The organism is Novacetimonas hansenii JCM 7643 (assembly GCF_000964405.1).
Classification (GTDB): Bacteria; Pseudomonadota; Alphaproteobacteria; order Acetobacterales; family Acetobacteraceae; genus Novacetimonas; species Novacetimonas hansenii.
The window spans coordinates 13,454-32,584 of the sequence record NZ_BANE01000079.1; the positions used below are offsets into that span (position 1 = coordinate 13,454).

Annotated in this window: 15 protein-coding genes; 6 read left to right on the forward strand and 9 right to left on the reverse strand. The window is 57.6% G+C overall.

All coding sequences use genetic code 11. The features are described 5' to 3' along the window. Positions 1-42 precede the first annotated feature (42 nt). The 3 genes from B7G66_RS06535 to B7G66_RS06545 form a co-directional block, all read right to left on the reverse strand. Positions 43-1,278 (reverse strand): MFS transporter, encoded by a 1,236-nt coding sequence (locus tag B7G66_RS06535; protein ID WP_003619753.1) that lies wholly within the window; start codon positions 1,276-1,278, stop codon positions 43-45. Positions 1,279-1,301: 23 nt separating this feature from the next. Beyond that, positions 1,302-1,700 carry a GlcG/HbpS family heme-binding protein gene (locus B7G66_RS06540; protein WP_040510774.1) on the reverse strand — a complete coding sequence of 133 codons (399 nt, stop codon included), beginning with the start codon at positions 1,698-1,700 and terminating at the stop codon, positions 1,302-1,304. 92 nt (positions 1,701-1,792) lie between these two features. Next, entirely contained in the window at positions 1,793-2,527 is a 735-nt protein-coding gene (locus tag B7G66_RS06545) for an IclR family transcriptional regulator (RefSeq protein ID WP_237700309.1), read from the reverse strand. A 176-nt stretch (positions 2,528-2,703) separates the two neighbouring features. Here B7G66_RS06545 and B7G66_RS06550 point away from each other — a divergent pair, with 176 nt between their 5' ends. The 4 genes from B7G66_RS06550 to B7G66_RS06565 all read left to right on the forward strand — a co-directional run bounded on the left by B7G66_RS06550 (position 2,704) and on the right by B7G66_RS06565 (position 7,305). Then, the gene (locus B7G66_RS06550) at positions 2,704-3,489 is read left to right on the forward strand and encodes an alpha/beta fold hydrolase (RefSeq protein WP_003619756.1); all 786 of its coding nucleotides are present in this window, start codon (positions 2,704-2,706) and stop codon (positions 3,487-3,489) included. 891 nt (positions 3,490-4,380) lie between these two features. Next, entirely contained in the window at positions 4,381-4,974 is a 594-nt protein-coding gene (locus B7G66_RS06555; protein WP_239016130.1) for a sulfotransferase family 2 domain-containing protein, read from the forward strand. A gap of 246 nt (positions 4,975-5,220) precedes the next feature. After that, positions 5,221-6,246 carry an L-glyceraldehyde 3-phosphate reductase gene (gene mgrA / locus B7G66_RS06560; protein WP_003619760.1) on the forward strand — a complete coding sequence of 342 codons (1,026 nt, stop codon included), beginning with the start codon at positions 5,221-5,223 and terminating at the stop codon, positions 6,244-6,246. A 120-nt stretch (positions 6,247-6,366) separates the two neighbouring features. Next, the gene (locus B7G66_RS06565; protein WP_003619762.1) at positions 6,367-7,305 is read left to right on the forward strand and encodes an AEC family transporter; all 939 of its coding nucleotides are present in this window, start codon (positions 6,367-6,369) and stop codon (positions 7,303-7,305) included. 193 nt (positions 7,306-7,498) lie between these two features. Here the strand turns inward: B7G66_RS06565 and B7G66_RS06570 are convergent, their stop codons facing one another. Both B7G66_RS06570 and B7G66_RS06575 read right to left on the reverse strand, forming a co-directional pair. Next, entirely contained in the window at positions 7,499-9,256 is a 1,758-nt protein-coding gene (locus B7G66_RS06570) for an ABC transporter ATP-binding protein (protein ID WP_174805740.1), read from the reverse strand. 192 nt (positions 9,257-9,448) lie between these two features. Beyond that, positions 9,449-10,405 (reverse strand): hydrogen peroxide-inducible genes activator, encoded by a 957-nt coding sequence (locus B7G66_RS06575; protein ID WP_003619766.1) that lies wholly within the window; start codon positions 10,403-10,405, stop codon positions 9,449-9,451. Positions 10,406-10,550: 145 nt separating this feature from the next. Between B7G66_RS06575 and ahpC the strand changes: the two genes are divergently transcribed. Next, a complete protein-coding gene (gene ahpC / locus B7G66_RS06580) occupies positions 10,551-11,114 on the forward strand; it encodes an alkyl hydroperoxide reductase subunit C (protein WP_003619768.1) in 564 nt (187 codons plus the stop codon). A gap of 74 nt (positions 11,115-11,188) precedes the next feature. Then, entirely contained in the window at positions 11,189-12,802 is a 1,614-nt protein-coding gene (ahpF, locus tag B7G66_RS06585; protein WP_003619770.1) for an alkyl hydroperoxide reductase subunit F, read from the forward strand. A gap of 62 nt (positions 12,803-12,864) precedes the next feature. On the opposite strand, the gene B7G66_RS06590 is transcribed toward ahpF, so the two are convergent. The 4 genes from B7G66_RS06590 to B7G66_RS06605 all read right to left on the reverse strand — a co-directional run. Beyond that, on the reverse strand, positions 12,865-14,196 hold the full coding sequence (locus B7G66_RS06590; RefSeq protein WP_003619771.1) for a hemolysin family protein: 1,332 nt from the start codon (positions 14,194-14,196) through the stop codon (positions 12,865-12,867). 170 nt (positions 14,197-14,366) lie between these two features. Next, complete coding sequence (locus B7G66_RS06595; protein ID WP_003619773.1) at positions 14,367-15,950, reverse strand: efflux transporter outer membrane subunit; 1,584 nt, start codon at positions 15,948-15,950, stop codon at positions 14,367-14,369. Continuing rightward, positions 15,950-17,137, reverse strand: a complete 1,188-nt coding sequence (locus B7G66_RS06600) for an efflux RND transporter periplasmic adaptor subunit (RefSeq protein ID WP_003619776.1) — start codon at positions 17,135-17,137, stop codon at positions 15,950-15,952. Before B7G66_RS06600 ends, B7G66_RS06595 begins: the two co-directional genes overlap by 1 nt. Then, on the reverse strand, positions 17,137-19,131 hold a 1,995-nt coding region (locus tag B7G66_RS06605), incomplete at its 5' end, for an efflux RND transporter permease subunit (RefSeq protein ID WP_048858938.1). The genes B7G66_RS06605 and B7G66_RS06600, both read right to left, overlap by 1 nt.

Consider the following 19,131-nt stretch of genomic DNA (forward strand, 5'->3'; position numbering starts at 1 on the left):
CAGGAACATGGCCTGCCCCACGCGACAGGCCACATAACAGGGCTACAGGATCGGTTCGCGGACCTCGGCAATACCGCTTTTCTTCAGGATTGCCACCGCCAGAAGATAGACAAGCAGCCCCCCAAGCGAAAGGACTGCCCCCCCCATGCCAAGTGCACCATACCCATAATGCCACGCAAGAAGCTGACTGCCGAGCGAGGCCCCCAGCGCGTTGGCGATATTGAAGGCCGAGTGATTGAGCGAGGCGGCAAGCGTCTGTGCATCCCCTGCGAAATCCATCAGGCGCGTCTGTAGCGCGGGACCAAGTGCATTGACAAACGCGGGAATAAGAAAGACGTCAAGCATCAAGCCATAGATGTTATGCAGCAGTACCGGGAAGACCACCATGGCCAGGATACTGCCCGCCAGTGCCAAAATTGCAGCAAGATCCAGGTTACGGTCCACGATCCATGCACCGATATTCGCACCGGCCAGCATGCCCAGCCCCCAGACGACCATGAACACCATGACCAGCCATTCAGGCACATGCGTCACATCCTGCAACACGCTGGTCAGATAGGTATAGATGGCGAACATGCCCCCGAACCCGATGGCCGCCGTCAGCAGTGTCAGCAGCACCTGCGTGTTACCCAGTGCCGTGACCTCCCGCAGGGGGGAATTGGCGCGGTTGGGTGTGTCAGCCGGAATATAGCGCAGGACCCCAAGGAAGACGACGAAGCCAAGGACGGCGATTATCAGGTACGCCACGCGCCAGCCCATATGATCGGCGGCGAATGTTGAAAATGGTGCGCCAAGCAACGTGGCAATCGCGATGCCGGACAGGATACGCCCGACCGCCCAGCCACGTCGGGACCGTTCAACCATGGATGCCGCCACCAGTGCGGAAATCCCGAATAGTGCGCCATGGGGAAGGCCGGTGATGAACCGCGCGACCTCCACCAGTCCAGGCGTCGGCATGAGGATGCTCAGGACATTGCCAGCACAGAACAGCAGCAATAACAGCAACAGCAGTTCACGTCGCGACAGGCGCGCACCCAGAACGGTGATGAGCGGCGCGCCAATCACCACGCCAAGCGCGTAGGCAGTGATGGCATATCCGGCATCAGCGGGTGAAAGGCCAAGCGACGATGCGAATTCGGGCAGCATTCCCATAATGGAAAACTCCCCGGTGCCAACGACGAACGTGCCGAATGTCAGCGTAAGCAGCGCCGCTGTCCTGCCACGGGGAGGGACAACAATCCCATTGATGGGCTTGGGCGGTGCGGTTTCAATCGTCATGAGAGTTCCCGGACAAAGGCCATTCAGGCCGTTAGGATATTTGCCGCGGCGCGGGCGATGGCGATGTCATCTTCGGTGGAGGCGCCAGAAACGCCGATTGCCCCCACAAGCACACCGTCAGCCGCCCTGAGCACCAGACCGCCACCAAAGCTGGTCAGGCCACCGTTGGTGTTTTCCAGCGTATATGCACCAGCGTCGGGGTGGGCAATTTTTGCGAAATCTGCACTGTCCATCTGAAAAAGCACTGCCGTGCGTGCCTTTTTGTTGCTGACATCTATGACCCCCAGCGGGGCATCATCCATACGCATGAAGGCCATAGGCCATGCTGCGGCATCCACGATGGAAATGCACACGCTGACGCCAAGCCGCTGCGCCTCGGTCAGGGCAGCGTTCAGCATGAGTGTTGCAGAAGATAATTTCATCGCACCTGTCCTATTAACCGCTGTCCCGAATGGAAAACGCACAATAACCATCATCCCCGGCATGGGAACATGCTGTGGCCGGGAAAACAGGTTTATTCAGCATTGTTGAACCGCGCACATCCGGCATGCCGCATCATCATCCATGCCATGCGTGCAAGCCGGTGCCGGGGAAATTGCGCCGCTGATCCCGTCAGGCAGATACTGGCCCGTACTTCCCCGTTTTCACGCCACGGGATGGCCACACCATGCAGTCCGGCCTGATAGGCCTGTAAATCCAGTGCGTATCCACTTATCCGTACCGCCTCGATCTGTGTGCGGATATTTTGGCCCAACGCATTGGCACGGGTTGCCAGTACCCTCTTTCCCAATCCGGGGACAAAGGCCAGGAAAACCAGACCCACAGCCGACCCTTCAAGCCTTTCACGACGGCCTATGCCCGATGTCGCCATCGCGGGATTGGCGATATCCACGATGTCGAGATAGGTGGCTTCATCGCCACTGGGTACAGCCAGCCAGGCGGTGGCGCCACTTTCACGCGCGATGGCCTCCAGCATCGGACGCAGGTGGGTGCGCAGCCTCGTGTCGTCCCCTGCGATACGCGCAAGATTCAGGATACGTCCCCCAAGATGATATCGCATATCGCCCGGCCTGCGTTGCACATAACCAAGCTGGCCCAACGTCTGGAGGATATTGTGTGCTGTCGTCTTGCCGATACCTGAAACGGATGCGATCCGCTGCAATCGCGCGGCGCCGCCTTCCTGTGCAATGATTTCCAATATGGCTGCGGACCGTTCGATGGACTGGATCAGTTTCGGCGTGTTTTCCACGATGCATGTTCCCGTCATCCGGCGCGGATCAAGATGTTTGAACAACCGGAACATACGCGGATTTCGCGGTCAATTCCGCTAGGTAGCCATCCCCACAAAGTTATGACGGGCGGCAGGAGGGCGATTACCCTAGGATAGGGAACGAGACCAGACTGAAAACAGGAGTTTTTCTGCCTATGTTGCTGAATATGATTGAACAGGGACCGCAAAACGGCGACCTGTCACGTCCTCCTGTCGTTTTCCTTCATGGCCTGTTCGGGCGAGGACGTAATTTCGGGTTTTTCCAGCGGCGCATCGCAACCACACGACGTACACTGGCGCTTGACCTGCGCAACCATGGGCAAAGCCCTCATGGGGCGATGGACTATCCTACCCTCGCCGCTGACGTGCGCGAGACACTGGCGGCGCACGATGCATTACCTGCCACGGTTGTCGGCCATTCAATGGGGGGAAAGGTCGCGATGATGCTTGCCCTGTCTTTCTGCACGGATGTGCATTCCCTGCTGGTTGCCGATATCGCCCCGGCGACAGGGGGATTTGCACAGTCATACCAGCTTGCGCACAAGATGGCGGCGTTACGTCTGCCCGCCATGCTGGACCGGGTAGGGGCAGATGCTCTCCTGCAACAGTTTATTGAGGAAAAGCCGATACGTGATCTGATGATGACGAACCTTACCCTTGGGGAACATCCGCATTGGAATATCGGCATTCAGGATATTGTGGCGTCGATGCCTGCCATTATCGGATGGCCGCAACCGGGCGCGCAAATACATTATGATGGCCCGACGCTGTTTATTGCCGGGGGGCGATCACCCTATATCCAGCCTGCAAATTATCCTGTGATGCGACAGCTTTTCCCGCATTACCAACTGGAGGTCATACCAGATGCAGGCCATTGGGTACATGCACAGGCCCCGGCAGAATTTCTGAACCTGCTGAATCTGTTTTTGGATGCACCCTGAATTTCAGGGAATGCAGAAGGGTAAAACATGGCAGGACAGCAGCCTTCACCTTGAATCTGCATGAAAATAATCACGACAGGCGGGTATAGCTTTGGGATGTTCACAAGATATTATCACACATGATTATTATTTTCAGGGAGAATTCATTCCTTCGAACAGGATTGACGGATCTTTGAGTGAGAGAAATACCGCCCTGCCCAGCACCATCTTCCCTGTGTGACAGTTCTGGGCAGTGCGTGGAAATCCATCTGACAGACAGCCTGCCTGACCCCTGTAAATGGCCGCCCCCATCACGGTGTTACACACAGCCCTGTTGATTGGGCACCATATAAGAACATGGATGTCCGATCATGTCGGTGGTCATGTCTCAATAATGAATAGCAGACACATGGGGGACGATGCAGCCTAAGCGTTCCTTTGGGGAATAGCAACCATCCGCAAATAATGGGCAAAAACAGTAATGGAAAATAACAATCCTGACCATGCATCAAATGCAGGGAAATATTTCAAAATATAAATTACAAATCATGTCTGGATTTTTTGGTTATTAATGTAACAAAATTTTTCTATCATGTAGTTTTTATGAAAAATAAAGTAACAGAGCATCATCCATGGCTCGATTTCCGTGGTGGGTATGATAGGCATTGCCTGTATTCCAGAGTGTTTTCCTGGATTTCATTACCAGCCAGAGATCGCAATATCATGAGAGCCAATATTACTACCCCCGAATGTTCTGTGAATACGCGATACACGGCCTCACATTCCACCTTGTCCCAAGGTTTATTTCATTCTTTGACGCGTGGGATGGGATTCGAACTTCCTTCAGATTTTCATGAATGGGCGGCGGATCGCGGGTTATATGTCCCACATGGACGCAAACGTCGGCAGCGCATGGATCTGATCGCACGACGGGGGGTATTGTTCATTCATGTGCCGAAAAATGCCGGGACATCCATTGCCACGGCACTGTACGGTCGTCCCATGTTACATGAGACAATGCATTTCTTTACCCGGACCGCCCCGGCAACCCTGCGTCAAATACCCAGCGTTGCCATCCTGCGCGATCCCGTTGCCCGGTTTGTCTCCTCTTACTGTTATGCAAGGGCAGGGGGTGGCCGCCATCGACAGGTTGTGGATACGTTTCGTGATCGTTACATGAAGTTCCGTTCGGTGGATGATGCTCTCGACCATGTCGAAAACGCCCGTTCGATTTATGGAATGGATCATATTTTTCGTCCCCAGTCATGGTACGTCAATGACCGTTCCGAACAGGTGCTGGTGGATCATCTGGTTCCGCTGTCGGCTGTTGCGAACCTGCACAGGGTCCTGCCCGCATTCCGTGGCGTGCGTATCCAGCACCTTAATGAAAGCCTTGATCACGATATCGTCCTGACCGGACGGCAGACCGCGCGCATTCATGCGATCTATCATCAGGACGTCCTTTTATATGATCGCAGCATCAAGAACGCAGACAGGTTTCGATGAGGGGGCTTTGCACATACCCATCGGATGGGATAAGGGTTCGCGAATATCGAATTCTTCCACAAATCCCATGTTTTCCGCGGATTTCCCAAGAAATCCCCGGCAGGTAATCCCTTGATGCCTGTAGCAAGGCGCCCAGCATAACGCTTTGTGCCACGTGCGATGTATGGCCATCGCCCTCTTTCCCGTTCTCCTTATTGGCGTATATCGTTGACCCTGCGGTATCAACCACAGGGGGAGACAGAAAAGATGACATGGGTTCCTGATGCACGCCGTTATGAACGGGCCGACTTTCGGCGTTGTGGTCGCTCGGGACTGGATCTGCCCCCGATATCCCTTGGGTTATGGCAGAATTTTGGCGGAAGCGACGTGTTTGAAACAGGACGTGCGGTTATCCGTCGGGCATTCGACCGTGGCGTCACGCATTTCGACCTCGCAAACAATTACGGTCCGCCCTATGGCTCCGCCGAAGAAAATTTTGGCCAGATCCTGAAAAAAGACTTTTCCGCCCACCGTGACGAAATGGTCATTTCGTCCAAGGCGGGATGGGACATGTGGCCTGGTCCGTATGGGATGGGGGGATCACGCAAATATCTGCTTGCTTCCCTGGATCAGAGCCTGCGTCGCATGGGTCTTGATTATGTGGATATTTTCTATTCCCATCGCCCGTCCCCTGATACTCCCCTTGAGGAGACGATGGGCGCGCTGACGCAGATGGTGCGCCAGGGCAAGGCGCTTTATGTCGGCATATCGTCCTATGGACCGGAACGCACGCGTGAGGCGGTGGCAATCCTGAAGGCGGAAGGCGTGCCCCTGCTGATCCACCAGCCCTCCTATTCCCTGCTGAACCGATGGGTGGAGGTGTCATTGCTTGATACGCTGGCGGAACTCGGGGTGGGGTGTATCGCCTTCTCTCCACTCGCGCAGGGATTGTTGACGGACAAATACCTTCATGGAATCCCGGATCAGTCCCGGGCGGCACGGGGGGAGTCCTTCAGTCGTGACATGCTGGGGGCGGAAAACCTGGCGCATGTGCGTGCCCTGAACGAATTGGCGGCGCAACGGGGGCAAAGTCTGGCCCAGATGGCCATCGCATGGATATTGCGCGACCCGCGGGTGACATCCGCGCTGATCGGCGCACGTAATGTTGCGCAGTTGGATAATTCACTTGATGCCTTGAACAACCTTCATTTCAGCAGGGACGAACTGACGCGGATCGACACATACGCCCGCGATGGCAAGATCGACCTGTGGCGCGGGATCAGCGCCCTGTGAACGGTCATGAACAAGACCGTGGTCATATCCCCGTTCCATAATCCGCCACCCCTGTAAAATATTATGGGGGTGCCAGAACTTTACTGACCTGACCCTGCATATCATGGGAAACACGACTGCATGCTTTCAAACATACTTGCCGCGATGCTACCGCTTGTGGTGGTGTTTTCCCTTGGTTATCGCGCGGGATGGCATAAGGATTTCAACGGGGAACAGGTTTCCACCCTGAACCGGATGGTCATGCTGTATGCCTTTCCGCTGAACCTGTTCGTCGGGATCACCAATACCCCCCGCGCAATCCTGGCGGAGCAGGTGCCACTTGCGGTGTCCGTATTTTCATTGATGTGCGCGAGCTTTGTCATGGCGTACTTCATGTCACGTCACGTTTTCAGGCGTGATGCCTCCACCTCGACATTACAGGGGTTGGCAATTGGCGCACCATCCGTACCTTTTATCGGTTCGGCCATGCTACCTCCCCTGATCGGGCACAGCAGCGCCACCGTCGCCATTTCCGCTGCCGTATTCGCCATGGTGCTGGTGCAGACGCCGCTATGTTTCATGTTGCTGGCCAAGAATGCGGATGCAGGCAGCGTGACCACGCCAGTCAGTGTCCACAGGCAGATCCTGTCCTCGCTGGAGGAACCGATCGTCTGGGCTCCCATCGCTGCCACGATGCTTGTGGTCATGGACCTGCATCTTCCCAAGGTACTGCTCGATTCACTTGGTCTCCTGGGGAATGCTGCGGCTGGGGTTGCACTTTTTGCATCGGGGATCGTGCTGTTTGCGCAACGTGTATCCATAACTCTGCCCGTGGTCATGACGGTGCTTGCACGCAATCTTATCGTGCCGGCGGTATCGTGGGGCGTACTGGTGCTGGTTGGGATGCCGCATGATACCATCCGCGCAGCAGTTCTTGCGCTGTCGATCCCGGTGGGGACCGTGATGGTGATCCTTGCCGTACGCTTCAGGGTTGATGAACGTGAGGCCGCATCCACCCTGTTTCTCAGCGCCATCCTGTCGGTTCTGACGATGACGCTGTTTATCGCCTGCACGGGTTAGCACGCGACGCTTGCGGCCATATTGTTCCTTGGGAACTGTCTGAAAACAAACCGTTGATAAAAAATAAGAAAAGTTTTTGGGTGCCGCCTTTTTTTCAAACAGGCGGCGTCTTCTGAAGCTTTTTGGGAAAATCTTCACAAAAAAACCTTTATAATTTCAGGATGTTATTGAACCTGACTTTTCAAACAGTCTCTTACTGGTATCCTGCCGCCTGAAGGGCAAACAGCTCGGCATAACGTCCATTGCGGGCCAGCAGGTCATCATGTGTGCCAGATTCCAGTATCTGGCCATGTTCCAGGACAATGATACGATCAGCAGTGCGCACGGTGGAAAAACGATGCGAGATCACCAGCGCCGATTTGCCTTGGCGCAGCGCACGCATACGGTCAAACACATCCGCTTCCGCACGCGCATCCAGCGCCGAAGTCGGTTCATCAAGGATCAGCAGGTCTGCATCACGCATATAGGCACGTGAAATGGCAATTTTCTGCCATTCCCCACCGGACAGGTCCCGTCCTTTTGCGACCCTCTTGCCAAGGGGCTGATCATACCCAAGCGGCAGTTTTTCTACGACGCCATCGGCCAGCCCTTCGCGGGCTGCCGCCATGATCCGCGCGCTATCCTCCAACGCACCGATACGCCCGACGGCGATGTTTTCTGCCGCCGTCAGGCTATAGCGCACAAAATCCTGAAAAATGACCCCGATATGGGCACGCAGGTCATCAAGGTCCATATCGCGCAACAAGACGCCATCAACCGTGATTTCCCCTTCATCAGGTTCATACAGGCGCGTCAGCAGCTTGACGATGGTGGTCTTGCCCGCGCCATTTTCCCCCACCAGCGCCACGGTCTCCCCGGCGCCGATACTCAGTTCCAGATGGCGCAGCGCCCATCGGTTCGTTCCGGGATAGCGGAAACCGACATTTCGAAAGCGGATGCCATGACGGATGGGGGAGGGAAAAGGCTGCGTCACGACAGGCGTGGTAATGACCGGTCGCAGGTCAAGGAATGCAAAGAAATCATCAAGATACTGCGCCTGTCCCGCCGTCTGGGTGATCCCCAGCAGGAGACTGGATAGCAGGCTATGCAACCGAAGGAATGAACCCGACAAGAATGTCAGATCCCCCACCGAAAACTGTCCCCGCACCGTATCGCGTACGATAATGATATAAACACCGTAATAGGCCAGTGACCCGATCGCGGCGAACAGGCCACTCCATCCGAACCGGCGCAGGGCAAGCCCGCGGTTCTGTTCCAAGACAGTGTTGGCCGCCGTACGGAAGCGCCCGACAAGGAACCCGCCCAATCCAAACAGTTTTATTTCCTTGGCATGTTCGGCACTGGCCCCGACATGGCGCAGATATTCCATCTCCCGCCGCTCCGCCGTTTTGGCCCGCATCAGGCGATAGGCTTCGGCATTGAAACGGGCCTCGCCCGCTGCGGCAGGCAACAGGCCGACAATCAGGACAACAACCATCCACGGCGCAAAAGCAACTACCCCGATCACCAGCGTCACGGCCGTCAGCGCCGTTTGGCCAATGTTGAACAGTTGCACCAGCAGGTTGTTGCGCCCGGATGCCTGCCGCCGGGCACGTTCCAGCAGATCCTGCAATTCACTCGATTCGAACTGCGCCAGGTCAAGTGTGGCCGCATGATCCATCAATGCAATGCTGACGGCGTTGATATAACGTTCATTCAAAAGCGCATCGACAAGGGCCATCGCGCGTGATGTCAGGTCTGACATGATAATCAGCGCGAATTCCACCGCCAGCCACATTTCCAGCCGGGGCGAACCCGCAAGGGAATCCGCATGCCCGTCAAGGCGTATGACGTCATCGACGATCAGTTTCGCGACATAGAGCGCAAGGGGCGGCTGGATCGCCTGCACCAGTCGCAATCCGATACTGCCGAGTGTCAGCGCCGGGCTGCATTGCCATAACTGTCGGAACATACGCGGAAGATGTGCATACACCCCGAAACGCCGTAACAGCCATATACGCCATGATGTAAACATATCAGGCCGTGATGACCGGGAGGAAGACTGTGGGATCAAGGCCGATTTTCCATGAACGTGGTGAACGTGGCGACGCATCGCGCCACCCGGACCGGTGACAGGCATGATACCTGACGGGATGGGGGACTGTTACCCCTGTATCCCATAACCGCCCTGATCGGGATCAGTCACCGGATGGCAGCCATCTGGCGTGTTTTCACGCAGGAATGCCGCGAACTCGCGAAATGCGTCCTCCCGCGGGTCGGATGCGCGCCACACCAGGCCAATGGTGCGCCGCGCATCCGACAGAGGCAGGGTGGTGATCAGGTCTTCCCATTCACCGCGATGCCGCAGGGCAAGATGAGGTATTAGCGAATATCCCTCGCCAGCACCAATCATATGCCACAGCATTTCCAGACTGGTGGCAAGGCGCTGCCGGTCATGATGTGGGGGCATGCCACACAGGGCAAGTGCCTGTTCACGCAGGCAGTGCCCTTCTTCAAGCAGCAGCAGATCCGGCCCGTCCAGTTCCCCCATCGCCAACCCCTGATGCGCCGCCAGAGGGTGCTGCGCAGGAAAGGCAGCGACAAACGGTTCTTCGAAAATCGGTGTGCAATGCAGGGCATCATGGCTGACGGGGAGGGCGGCAAACACCAGATCAAGTTCATCATGGCGCAGCATCTGGAGCATGGGCAGTGTCTGGCTGTCGGTCAGTTGCAGACGCAGTTGCGGATATGCATGTCGCAGCAATGGGAGGAGGCTGGGAACATAATAGGGGCCAAGCGTGGCGATGACCCCGATACGCAGCATGCCTTCAAGCGGGCCAGCCTGCACGCGCGCGGCCTCGATCATGGCACGTGCGGCGGCAAGCACCTCTCGGCCAAGCGCGATCAGGCGCGCACCCTGCGGGGTGGGGGCGACATGGCGGCGGGTACGTTCGAACAGCACCACACCCAGTAGGGTTTCAAGTTTGCGCACCTGTTCCGACAGGCCGCCCTGACTGACGCCGCAGCGTTCTGCCGCACGTGAAAAGTTGCGCAGGTCATCCACCGCAACAACATATTCAATGTCCCGCAGCGAAAGGCCGGAAAGGGGGATATAGCTCATGGGTATAGGTATAACGGATTCCTGCATGGGGATTGAAAGGTTTTGCCGATCAGAGCTATCAGAACAAACAGTTTCCGCGTCATCCGTGTTCGTGGGACAACAGGCCTGTCATCAATGACAAGCGAAAAAGTGAGGAGCATTTTACATGGCACGCATCAATTCGCCCCTGAAGCCTTTCAAGGCTGATGCCTTCCACAATGGCAAGTTCATTACCGTGACCGATGCCGACGTGAAGGGCAAATGGTCTGTCTTCTTCTTCTACCCGGCAGACTTCACGTTTGTCTGCCCGACAGAGCTTGAAGATCTGGCCGACAACTATGCCGCGTTCCAGAAGCTGGGTGTGGAAATCTATTCGGTCTCCACTGACAAGCATTTCACGCACAAGGCATGGCATGATACCTCGCCGGCCATCAGCAAGATCAAATATGTGATGATCGGCGACCCGACCGGGCATATCGCACGTAACTTCGACGTTCTGATCGAGGAAGCGGGCCTTGCCGACCGTGGCACCTTCCTGATCGATCCCGAAGGCAAGATCCAGTATATTGAGATCACGGCAGGCGGCGTTGGTCGCAGCGCCACCGAACTCCTCAGCAAGATCGAGGCCGCGCAGTATGTCGCCTCCCACCCGGGCGAAGTCTGCCCGGCGAAGTGGAAGGAAGGCAGTGCGACCCTGACCCCGTCGCTGGACCTCGTCGGCAAGATCTGATCGCAGGTTCGTGGTCCGGCCCCTTTGCGGGCCGGACCATTCCCCACCTTTTCGGAAAAAGCGGAGTTCTTTCCATGTTGCAGGACACCATCAAGGCACAGCTCAAGGGGTATCTGGCGAATCTGTCCCATCCGGTCGTGCTGGAAGCCTCGCTTGATGACAGCGCACCATCGCATGAGATGCATGAGCTTCTGCATGAAGTCGCCGCCCTTTCCGACAAGGTGCAGGTTTCTGAACAGGGCGTGGCCACGCGACGTCCCTCCTTCGTCATCCGTCGCGCCGATGCGGCGGCAGGAAATACCATTGCGGGTGTGACCTTTGCGGCCATCCCGATGGGGCACGAATTCACATCCTTCGTACTGGCGCTGTTGCAGGTGGCCGGGCGTGCGCCCAAATTTTCTGATGACGTGATCGCGCAGATCCGTGCCCTGCCGGGAAAATACACGTTCGAGACCTATGTCTCGCTGTCATGCCAGAACTGCCCGGACGTGGTGCAGGCGCTTAATGCCATGAGCGTGATAAATCCCAACATCCATAATACCACGATTGATGGTGCATTGTTCCAGGACGAGGTTGCCGCACGCAACATCATGTCCGTGCCACAGGTCTACCTTAATGGCGAAGCGTTCGAGACCGGGCGCGCCGATGTGGAACAGATCCTTGCAAAGCTGGATGCGGACGCCCCGCGTCGCGCGGCGGAAAAGCTCAAGGATATCCCCCCCTTTGACGTGCTGATTATTGGTAGTGGCCCTGCTGGGGCTGCTGCTGCTGTCTATGCCGCGCGCAAGGGATTACGTACCGGCATCGTGGCAGAGCGTTTCGGCGGTCAGGTGATGGATACGGACGGGATCGAGAACTTTATTTCAGTCCAGGAAACGGACGGTCCGAAACTCTCTGCCGCGCTGGAGGCGCATGTCCGGCAGTACGATGTCGATGTGATTTCATCGCAGCGCGCCAGTGAACTGTTTCCTACGGCACAACCAGGGGGGCTGCATGGTGTGGCGTTGGAAAGTGGGGCCATCCTGCATTCCCGCACGGTCATTATCGCCACCGGTGCGCACTGGCGCCATCTGGGCGTGCCGGGCGAGGAGGAATACCGCAACAAAGGCGTGGCCTATTGCCCGCATTGTGACGGCCCGTTCTACAAGGGCAAGCGTGTTGCCGTCGCGGGGGGCGGAAACAGCGGTGTCGAGGCTGCGATCGACCTTGCGGGCATTGTCGCGCATGTCACGCTGCTGCAACGCGGATCGCACCTGAAGGCGGACAAGGTGCTGCAAGACAAACTGCACAGCATGACCAATGTGACGGTTCTGACGGAGGCCCTGACCACCCGGATCGAAGGAAATGGAAAGAACGTCACAGGCCTGACCTATCGCGGGGGCGATGGCACGGACCACCAGATCGACCTTGAGGGCGTATTTGTGCAGATCGGCCTGCTGCCCAATACCGGCTGGCTGAAGGGCACGATACAGTTGACCGATTTTGGGGAAATTGTCGTCAACGATCATGGTGCGACCTCGATCCCCGGCATATTCGCGGCGGGTGATGCCACGACAACCCCCTACAAGCAGATCGTCATTGCGATCGGGGATGGGGCAAAGGCTGCGCTTTCTGCGTTTGACTACCTGATCCGTGTTCCCCCAATCGTGCAAAAACATGCCACGACGCTGGAGGCTGTTTCAAACTGATCCAATAACGATAAGGTCTCTCCTGGCGCTGTCTTGTCCAGACAAGGCAGCGCCAGAACCGTTCAGTTCTGGAGGCGGGTGACAAGCAGCTGGTTAATGCGAAACCCCTCCACATCGACCACTTCAAAGCGGAAGCGTGCAGTATCCACGCGGTCGGCCTTGCGCGCCATGCGACGCAGCCGGTGCATGACAAACCCGCCAATGGTGTCGAACGGCCCGGCTTCGTCAAGGTCCATGACCTCAAGGTCACGTCGCACATCCTCGATCGAGGCCGCACCATCTATCAGCCAGGAATTGGCATCACGTCGGACGATCAACTGTTCCTCGAACGGATTTGCCACTCCCCCCATCAACGCGCCCATGATGTCCTTGAATGTGATAAGGCCGACGACAAGCCCATATTCATTGACAACCAGTGCAAACCCGACCCCATGCGTGTCGAACTGCGCCAGTGTATCCCACAGGTTGATCGTCTCAGGCACCGACAGGACATCACGTCGCACCTCAAAAACCGCCCTGTCACCCGCAGACGTGCCCGGTGACGGCGTGGCGGGGGCAGGGGGGCGATCCACCACAGCCGCCAGCACGTCTTCTGCCCGGATGGACCCCACGACATTATCCAGCCCGCCATCACATAGCGGATAACGCGAATATGGCTTTGCCCGTACCTTGGCTTTCTGCGCCTCGACGCTTTCCTGCAGGTCAAGGAATACAATTTCATCGCGTGGCGTCATGGCTGATGTGATGGAGCGGTCCTGTAACCCCAGCACGTTCTGGATCATCTGGTGTTCCTGCTCCAGCAGGACCCCTGAGGCTGTGCCCGCCGCAAGGATCGCACGCAAATCCTCTGGCGTGACCGGTTCCACCGCCGATGCCGCCGGAATCTTCAGCGCCCGCAGGATCGCATCCGACATCTTGGAAAAGATCCAGACAAGGGGAAAAAACAGTTTCAGCGCCATCGCCGGAAACCATCCGACAGCAAGCGCAACCTTGTCCGGGGCGTTCATTGCGATACGTTTGGGGATCAGGTCGGCAAAAAGCACGAACATGCCTGTCACCATGAAAAACCCCACCGTCGCGGACAGTGTCTGGGCCGTGGCTTCGCCCAGTCCCCATGTCATAAGCCCATGGGTCAGGGATGGGGCGAGCATTTCCGAACTGATGATACCGCCCAGTACCCCCACACCGTTGAGGCATATCTGCAGTACCGTCATGACCTGTCCGCTGTTGCGGCGCAGACGCAGGAAGGCTGCGGCGCGTTCATCGCCCGCATCCGCGCGTGAGCGGAGACGGACATCACGCGCCGCAGCGAATGATATTTCCGATAGTGAAATAAAAATATTGAGTGCGACCAGAAGAACCAGAGAAATCAGGCCAGATAAAAACAGAATCACAAGAGCACCTGTTAAGAGATAGGTGCCTCAAACTAGCATAAAACCCGCACGATATGGATATATTTTACAAAACATACATATGTCGCGTATGTATGTTTTGTATAAATAATAAAAGCTATGACCCTTTCCTGTGCAATCCCACCGTGCGGGTGGGCTACCTTGCGGTAGCCCTATCTTACTGACAGGGCCGACAGCTTGGGGCCGGTCAGGTTATCTTCGGGGTCTTCGCCCTTGGTGCGCGGCACAGGAACATCGCCGACAGGTTGTGCCGGGTGCAGACCGGAATATTGCAACGCTCCGACAGACGACAGCCGGTTCGACGCCGGCAGCAGTGATGCATTCCATCCCCCGCCACAGGCCCGGATCAGCCCGACCTGCGCCTGGAGATAGCGTGTCTGGACCTCCACCTGCTGGATACGCGCCTCCAATGTACTGACCTGCGCGATCAACACGTCGAGATATGCGGCCAACCCGCCCTTGTACAAGTTCATCGTGATATCCTGTGTCTGGCTTGCGGCACCTACCGCCGCGCGCAGGCGTGCATTTTCATCATCCAGCCGTTTTGTGCGTGAAAGTCCGTCCTCCACATCACGAAACGCCGTCAGCACCGTCATGCGATAATGGTCGCGCGTCTCGCGGTAGGCCGACCAGCTCTGTTGCAATTGTGCGCGTCGCAGGCCCCCTTCGAAAATGGGCAACGTAACCGTGGCGCCATAGGTCCACATGCTGTTGGCAAGGTTGGCGAGGTTGAAGCCATTATCGTCAAAACCGCCATCCATCCGGAAAGAGACATGTGGATAGAAGGCCGCACGTGCGATGCCGATGGCCCGGTTGGCCTGTGCCATCTGGCGTTCGGCCATGGCGATATCGGGACGACGTTCCAGCAGCTCCGACGGCACCCCGGGTGAAAGTGCGACGCGGTTCGTGTTCAGGTGGCTGTCGGGGGCAAGATGGAACGAAGACGGCGCGACATTGACCAGCACGGCGATGGCATGTTCCATCACCTCACGCTGCGCCTGTATGTCGAGCAGGTGCGCCTGTGTGGTGTAGAGCTGGTTTTCCGCACGCGCCACGTCAAGCCGCGAGGCGGCCTGATCCTGCAGACGCGTGCGCGTCACACGTAGCGAGTCCTCATAATACCTGATCGACTGGGTATAGATGTTTGCCTGCGCGTCGAGACCGCGCAGGGTGAAATAATCGCTGGCAAGTTCCGCCTGCAAGCTGAGGCGGGCGGACGCATATTCGGCGGCCTGTTCCTGTGCATAATCCTTTTGCAGGCGGACACGGTTGCGGATGGATGACCAGAAATCCGGCTCCCACGAGGCCATGCCGCCATAGAATTCGTCAGAATCCGTGATCGGCCCTTTGTACCGGAACAATCGTTCGGCCGAGCTCTTGTTATTGCTGCCACCAAAGGCAAGCCCGAAATGGGGCAACAGGTCGGAACGCGCCTCGCTGACGACGGAACGCGCCTGCAGGAAACGTTCCGCCGCGGCCTGCAGGTTCCCATTATGGGCTGTGGCCTCGGCCTCCAGCTCATCCAGGCGGGGGTCCGTAAATGCTTTCCACCATTCCGCCCTGACGCTGTCATCCATCGGATGCGCCGGTGCAAAGGGGGCCTGCCCCTGCCATGTGGTGGGGATCACGTAATGTGGCGCGTGATAGGCGGGGGCAAGGTCACATCCCGCCAGCATCAGCATGGATGCAAGACCGACCCCACGCATGGCCGTGCAACGACGAAGACCTGATTTCATCATTCATCGTCCTTTTCAGAGACATCATTGCTGTATCCTGCGGCGGGTGCGGAGACATGGACCTTCTCCCCCTCCAGCAGGTCGGCGGGTGGGTTGTCGATGATCCGGTCCTGCGCCGACAGGCCAGAAAGCACCTGTGTGGCCCCATCCCCCATACGGCCCACCGTGATGTCATGGAAATGCGCGATATCGTGGTCATCCACCACCGCAACCTGCATGCCATGTTCCTGAAACACCAACGCGCCGGTGGGGATGGCAAGGTGGCCGGACTGTTCCGGTGCGCTCAGCGTCACTGCGGCAAAGGTGCCGGGCCACAGGGCATGGTCCTTATTATCAATCACGAATTCACTGACGCTTGTCCTTGTATCGGGATCATATCCCCCCGATACGGTCAGGAATTGCCCTTCGAACACGCGATCGGGAAATTGCGGGACGCGCACGCTTGCATGCAGACCGGGTTGCAGGATGTAGGACATGTTTTCGGGGATGGAGACAAACAGGCGCATCTGGTGGGTGTCCGCCACACTGAACAATTCGCTGGCCCCGCCATTGGCGTTGAGGTTGCCGCCACCTTCGTGCACGTAATCCCCGACATTGATGTCACGTTCCGTCACCACCCCGTCAAAGGGGGCGACAATCACCTTGAAACGTTCAAGCGCGGCATAGCGATCGAGGTTATGGCGCGCGGCCTCAAGGTCGGCCGCGGCCGATTTTTCATTCGCGTCCTGCACGGACACCGACTGTCCCGATACGGCCTGTGATTTCCCCATCAGCCGCCAGCGCTGTGCCGTGACGACGGCAAGGTCGTATTTGGCCTGTGACGATTGCAGGTCAGCCTGGGCCTGTGCGAACTGTGCATCGAGGCCGGGCGTATTGATTTCAGCCAGTACGTCACCGGCGGCGACGCGTGCGCCGTAATCCTTGTACCACATGCGCACATATCCCGACACCTGCGGATAGATCGGGGCCTGGTACCATGCCTCCACCGTTCCAGGCAGTTCGAGGCTGACATGATGTGCCTCGGTATGGGGGGAGATCACCATCACGTTGGGAATGGCGGCCATCTGGGCCTCCCTACGCAGGGAGGCTGCATGGTGGACACGTTCGGCCACAAGGTATCCGCACCATCCCATGACGGCGACAGCCCCCGACACCAGCAGTATTTTTTGCGATTTCCGGATCGACATCACTTTGTTTCCCCCCGGCTGCGGGACGGACGATTGTGCAGGATTGCGTAAACACACGGCACGAACAGCAAGGTGGAAACCGTTGCCACCAGCAGGCCACCGATGACGGCACGGCCCAGTGGTGCGTTCTGCGAATTGCTCATGGCCATGGGGACCATGCCGATCACCATCGCCAATGCGGTCATCAGGACCGGACGGATGCGGCCATATCCCGCCTCCACCGCTGCGCGCAGGGCGTCACCATGTTCCTCGATCCGTTCGCGGGCAAAGGAGACGACAAGGATCGAATTGGCCGTGGCTGTGCCCATGCACATGATGGCCCCCGTCAATGCGGGTACCGACAGGCGCGTATGGGTCAGGAACAGCGCCCATGCGATACCGGCAAGCGCGCCGGGCAGGGCGGTGATGATGATGAACGGGTCAAGCCATGACTGAAAGTTCACGACGATCAGCAGGTAGATCAGGAGGACAGACACCACCAGACCGAAGATCAGTTCGTTATAGGAATTGCGCATCGTTTCGGTCTGTCCCCGGATCACCACGGCAGCGGTGGAGGGAACCATGTGTGCCGTCTGGCGCAGGACGCGTTGCACGCCTGATGTCACCTGCCCCAGGTCGGCGCCTTCGGCCGAGACATAGATATCGACTTCCGGCATGGAGTTGAAATGCGACACCTGTCCCGGCGTGCCGGTGGCGGTGACATTGCTGATCCCGCCCAGAAGCTGCATGTGCCGACCCTGCGGATCGCCATCCCCCTTGTCCACCGGGATGGTCATGAGGTTGCTGAAATGCGTCAACTGGTCCTGAGAGACATAGACATTCAGCGGGAAAGTAATCCCGGTCTTCGGGTCCAGCCAGTATTGCGGGTCCACCGTCTGGCTGCCTGACAGGGTCATCAGTTCATTATTCGCCAGGTCTGCTTCGGTCATGCCGGTCGCCTGACCAAAGGTACGGTTACCCTGCACAAACAATGTCGGTGTTTTCATCGTCTGCTGGATCACCACGTCGGCGGTTCCGGGCACCTTGCGCAATTCATTTACCAGGTGGCGGGCATATTCATAATTATCACGCAGGTCAGGCCCTGAAATCTGCACGTCGATCGGCGCGGGGGAGCCAAAGTTCAGGATGCGTGCCGTAAGGTCCGCAGGCTGGAACGTGAAGACCGTGCCGGGAAAGCGCGCCGACAGGTCGCGCCGCAGGATGGCGCGATAGTCCCACACGGGCGTTTCCTCGTCCTTCAGGGCGATGGTGATGTCACAATCCTGCGTGCCGATGGTCGGTGTGGGGATGAAGGCCTGATTATGCGCACCTTCGGGCAGGCCACAATTTTCGATCATAGTGTCCACACGGTTGGGGAAAAGCTGGTTGATGCGGTCTTCCACCAACGATGCCTCACGCCCTGCAACCTCAATACGGGTGCCAAGCGGCGCACGCATATGCATCTGGATCGTGCCTGATTTCGTCTCGGGAAAAAAATCCCGCCCGGCGGTCAGATACAGCCCCATCGAAACGACGGAAATGCCCAGGAACGTGCCGACAAACATCCGCCTGCGCCCGATCGCCCATTGCAGGAGAAGGGAATACCGCTCCCGGAAGGTGTTGAACCCCCGTTCGAACGCCTGCTGGAAACGTTCGGGCAGGCGGCGGGGATATTGCAGCTTGTGATGCTGGGGTTCGCAATGGTGTGAATCCCCATGTCCCGCGACGCTATGGCCCGCCAGAAGGTATTTCGCCATGGTCGGCACCAGCGTGCGTGACAGGATGAACGACGCGATCATGGCAAAGATGATGGCTTCGGCCATTGGCATGAACAGCCATCCTGCAACGCCACTCAGCGCGAACAGGGGCAGCCATACAATGCAGATGCAGGTGGTGGCGACAAAGGTCGGGATGACGATCTGGTTCGCCGCATCAATGATGGCGGTTTCCAGTTCCTTTCCCATCTCTAGGTGGGCGTCGATATTCTCGATCATGACGGTGGCGTCATCGACAAG